The sequence below is a fragment of the Coprococcus intestinihominis genome, assembly GCF_040096555.1.
Classification (GTDB): Bacteria; Bacillota; Clostridia; order Lachnospirales; family Lachnospiraceae; genus Coprococcus_A; species Coprococcus_A intestinihominis.
Genome location: NZ_JBBMEK010000269.1, coordinates 1 through 4,504, shown reverse-complemented (window position 1 = coordinate 4,504; position 4,504 = coordinate 1). Strand labels below are relative to the sequence as shown.

General features: G+C 46.3%; 6 protein-coding genes. All 6 read right to left on the bottom strand.

Annotated elements, in window-relative coordinates:
* Positions 1-144: rod shape-determining protein (locus WMO25_RS15360; protein ID WP_349086051.1), on the bottom strand; the 144-nt coding region annotated here is incomplete at its 3' end.
* 157 nt (positions 145-301) lie between these two features.
* Entirely contained in the window at positions 302-973 is a 672-nt protein-coding gene (locus tag WMO25_RS15355) for a zinc ribbon domain-containing protein (RefSeq protein ID WP_349086050.1), read from the bottom strand.
* Positions 974-1,017: 44 nt separating this feature from the next.
* Positions 1,018-2,037, bottom strand: coding sequence for a glycosyltransferase family 2 protein (locus tag WMO25_RS15350; protein ID WP_349086048.1), 1,020 nt, complete (start codon positions 2,035-2,037; stop codon positions 1,018-1,020).
* 138 nt (positions 2,038-2,175) lie between these two features.
* Positions 2,176-2,991 carry a metal ABC transporter permease gene (locus WMO25_RS15345; RefSeq protein WP_015513657.1) on the bottom strand — a complete coding sequence of 272 codons (816 nt, stop codon included), beginning with the start codon at positions 2,989-2,991 and terminating at the stop codon, positions 2,176-2,178.
* The gene (locus WMO25_RS15340; protein ID WP_177999696.1) at positions 2,975-3,685 is read right to left on the bottom strand and encodes a metal ABC transporter ATP-binding protein; all 711 of its coding nucleotides are present in this window, start codon (positions 3,683-3,685) and stop codon (positions 2,975-2,977) included. The genes WMO25_RS15345 and WMO25_RS15340 overlap by 17 nt, the downstream gene beginning before the upstream one ends.
* 9 nt (positions 3,686-3,694) lie before the next feature.
* Positions 3,695-4,504 (bottom strand): metal ABC transporter solute-binding protein, Zn/Mn family (locus tag WMO25_RS15335; RefSeq protein ID WP_349086047.1); only part of this gene is annotated, 810 nt, incomplete at its 5' end.

The following is a 4,504-nucleotide window of genomic DNA, read 5'->3' as shown; positions in this document are numbered from 1 at the left end:
TGCTTCCTCACCGATGGCCTTTATTTCATTTGTATCTTTATCGTAAGCCACAACTGAAGGTTCCTTCAGTACGACTCCCTTGCCTCTCACATAGACAAGGACACTGGCTGTACCCAAGTCAATTCCTATATCTGAACTTGCCATATGTTTCCCCTTTCTCTACCCGTTGGCATCTCTATTTATTATAACGTATTTTTGATAAATTACCACTGGTTTTTACAGCTCATGAACAAAAAGAAAGGGAACCGCACCATCCGGCGCCATTCCCCATGTTCTCTTTGTATTCTGAATCAAAAATGTACTATTTATTGAACAGGTGTGCTCGTTTATCGAAATAAACCTTATTGGCCCCGATCATAAATAATGACACGATCATGCTTGAAATCAGCATCGTTCCTGATTCGGATGCTGTCAGAAGATTCACCCCGCTGATCAGAGAGCTTGCTGCAATGTAAGCAACCTCAATAACCAGTGAAACAATATACATGATCAGCAGCATCTTCGGTCCCTTCGCCTTAAATCCGGCCAGATACTGGCGGACAATCAGCGCATAGACCCCCAACAGAATCAACAGCACACCGTAAATAATATCCAACACATGAAGCCCCGGATAGACAGCATAAACCTGTGCTGCCTGACTCTTCGTCTCGTACTGCATCCCCAGAACAGCCCCTACACCTGTCCATATATTGGCAAAGCCTGTCAGAACCAAGGAAAAATAGATCAGAAACTTGTACCACTTCATCGGTCTCGCCGGATAACGCTTCTCATCCGGAGCCATCTGATCAGTACGCCCGCTCTGTGCGGCTGATGCCTGTTCTCCCATTGACTGACGTGTACCTTCAAATGAAGATGAAGCAAAATCATCTTCATTCATGGCTTGCCTTCTTGTCTCTTCATCAATTACTGTCCCACAGACAGGACATCTTCCCGCCTCATCTGCGAGGCGCTGGCCACAATTCGGACAACGCATTGTCATTCCCCCAACTCATATTCCCGAAGCATCGGGCATTTCTCTTAATTAAACTTGTAAATCTTCTGAGCCATTCTGTAGCATCGCACAACAATTCCATAGGAAATCTTGCCCGGTGGATTGCTGACAATACCACGGCCGCCAAGGCGAACTCTCCAGTACATGCTCGGATACTTCTTCTTGAAGTATTGCCACAGTTCACGACGCTTCTCAAGATTCTCAGGTGTTCCTGAGATCAGAAGCATAATAGATGTCACGCAGCAGATCATGGCCAGATAGCTCAACATATAACGCGCCAGATGCTTATTGGATACATCCTGCGGCAGGCAGTAGGCATCGATCATCAGCTTGTTCACATAAATCTGCTGATCAATACGGCTGATCATCACGCGTTCGTTGACAGACTGGTCATTACGTCCAATAAAATATCTGTAAAGATCCACATCTAAATAATACAACGTCTTCACATACGGCAGCGGTATATAGACAAACAGATTGTCCACATAGAATGTATGCTTCGGCAGTTTCAGCCCGCTCTCTCTCAGCACTCTGGTTCTGTAGATCACAGAGTGCATCAGCAGATTCTGATCCATTCTGAAATGGCGCGCCTCATCCCATCCGAATATCTTCTCTTCCGGGAGCACCTTATGATAGCCGATTGTATGAGATGTACCATCCTCCACATGTTCATAGACATAATTGCAGATAAACATATCCACACGCTTGCGATCCTCTCTGAACTGTTTCAATCTATTCAGCACAATCTTGTAGCTGTCTGTATCCAGCCAGTCGTCTGAATCCACAACCTTGAAATACATGCCTCTGGCATTGGTAATACCTGTATTCACTGCACCACCATGACCTGCATTCTCCTGATGGATCGCGCGGCAGATCCCCGGATACTTTGCTTCATATTCATCCGCAATGGCAGCTGTGCCATCGCTGGAACCGTCATCTACAATAATAATCTCCACGTCCTCGCCGCCCGGCAGCAGTGAATCAATACACTTGCGCATATAAGCTTCCGAGTTGTAACAAGGAACCGCAAAAGACAGAATCTTCAATCTTCCCAACCTCCTGATTAGATGTTTTTAAGCGTATAATGAGCAGGAGACAACTCCTGTCTGTTATATCTTAACAGGTCAATCCATAAAATACCAGTATAAAAATCTTACTTTTTTATAACTAATGGTTAAACGTATCTATCTTCCGCGTAATTTATTCAAAATCGTCACTGCAATCAGCACGATCAGATTGATGATAACAATGCTGGCACCTGTTGGAAGATTCATCTCAAATGACAGGATCAGCCCTGCCAGGAAGCAGATCACAGACAGAAAAACGGATAATACTGCCACTGCCTTGAAGCTGACAACCAGCTTGCGCGCAATCACCGCAGGAAAAATGATCAAACTGGAAATCAAAAGACTTCCCATCATCCGCATACCCATAACAACGGTCAATGCTGTCAGCAGCGCAATCAAAAACTGATAAAACCCGACTCTGATACCGCTGGCCTTTGCGAAATTCTCATCGAATGTGATCAGGAACAACCGATTATAAAATACGACAAACAGCACAAGAATGACAATCGACAGCACAACGCTGAAGATCACATCCTCTCTGCTCATAGCCAGAATACTGCCGAACATATAACCGTTGACATCTACATTGAATCCACTGCTCATGGCAGTGATAATCACACCAATGGATAATGCACCTGTGGCTACCATGCCAATCGCTGTATCCCCGCCGGTTTTAGACCGCTGGGACCAGAACATGATCAGGCAGGCTGCAATCACAACAATTGGAATCGAAACTGCCATAACCGGCAGTCCGAGCGCTACGGCCAGGGATGTGGATGCAAAACCGACATCTCCGAGTCCATGGCCAATAAGGGAATACTGCTTCAATACAAGAATAACCCCCAGCAGTGCCGCACAAAGAGAAATCATCACACCAGCTGCAATAGCTCTCTGTACAAACGGATAAGACAGGGCCTCAATTAACTGTGTCATGATAATGTCCTCCTTCTTGTGCACACTTTCTACACCATGCTTCATGATCGCCGTCGAATTCCACGGTCTGATTCATCATAATAATATGGCTGGCATACTGTTCCACCTGATCCAGATCATGGGAAACCATAAGAATGGTCACACCCTGCTTCTTGTTGATATGGTCGATCAAACTGTAAAACTCCGCTGTGATCGCCGGATCAAGACCTGCACATGGTTCATCCAGGATCAAAAGCTTCGGTTCTCTGCAAAGAGCTCTTGCCAGAAGCACACGCTGCTTCTGACCGCCTGAAAGGTTGCCGATCCTGTAATCTGCCAGATCTGTAATATCCAATGTCTCCATGGCATCTGCAGCTTTCTTCCTGTCTTCTCGTGTATAAAAAGGAAAACGTCTTCCGGAACGCTGCATGCCCGTCAAAACAACTTCTCTGACGGTTGCCGGAAAATCTCTTTCTACCTCCGTAATCTGTGATAAATAAGCGTACTGCTCCGGTGACAGCGCATGAATGACCTCACCGGATGTAACAGGCACCAGTCCCACAATCCCCTTGACAAGGGTGCTCTTGCCAGAACCGTTGCTGCCTATGATGCAGGCATACTCGCCTGCCTCTATCTTAAAAGATGCATGTTCTACAGCGACACGCTTATCATCGCTGTAAATGATCGACACATCTCTGACTTCCAGAATTGACATTTCTTCCTCCTACTCCAATGCCTTCTTCAGCGTATCGGCATTCTGCTGCATAAGATTAATAAAGGTCACGCCGGATTCGAATTCATCCTTCGTTACATTATGACAGGTGGAAAACATCAGCATCTGCGCACCTGTTGCATCTGCAATAGCTCGGGCTACATTCGGCGTTGAAAGCTCCTCATATAAAATATACTTCACATGGTGTTCTTTCATATAGTTGATCACATTCGCCATCTGTGCCATGCTCGGCTCCGTATCCGCCGAACAGCTGTCATAAACGCTCTCATACTCCAAGCCATAACCGTGAATGAAATAACCATAGGCAAAACGTCCGCCGAAAACAACATCCCGGCGATTACCGCCTGCTGTGATTGACTTCAGTTCACTGTCCAAAGCCTCCAGTTTATCAATGTAAGCTTCTGCATTGGCCTTATACATCTCGGCATTGGCCGGATCTGCCTCACAAAAGGCATCCTCGATATTCTTCACCATCTGTATGGCATTCTGCATATCCAGCCAGATATGCGGATCATACGTATGCTCATGGTGATGGCTGCTGTGGTCATGACTGTCTTCCTCCGCATGGGCTGAATCTTCCTCCGCCTCCGCATGTTCATGTTCCTCATCTTCTTCCTTCATCATAGAAACGCCGGAAGAAGCATCCACAACCTTTACTTTCGACATATCGACACTGTCTGCCAGCTCCTGAGCCCAGGGCTCCATCTCGGCGCCGGTATAGATAAACATATCAGCCTCAGAAATTCGGATCATATCTCCCGGTGTCGGGTCATACATATGACTCTCCATTCCCGGCAGCAG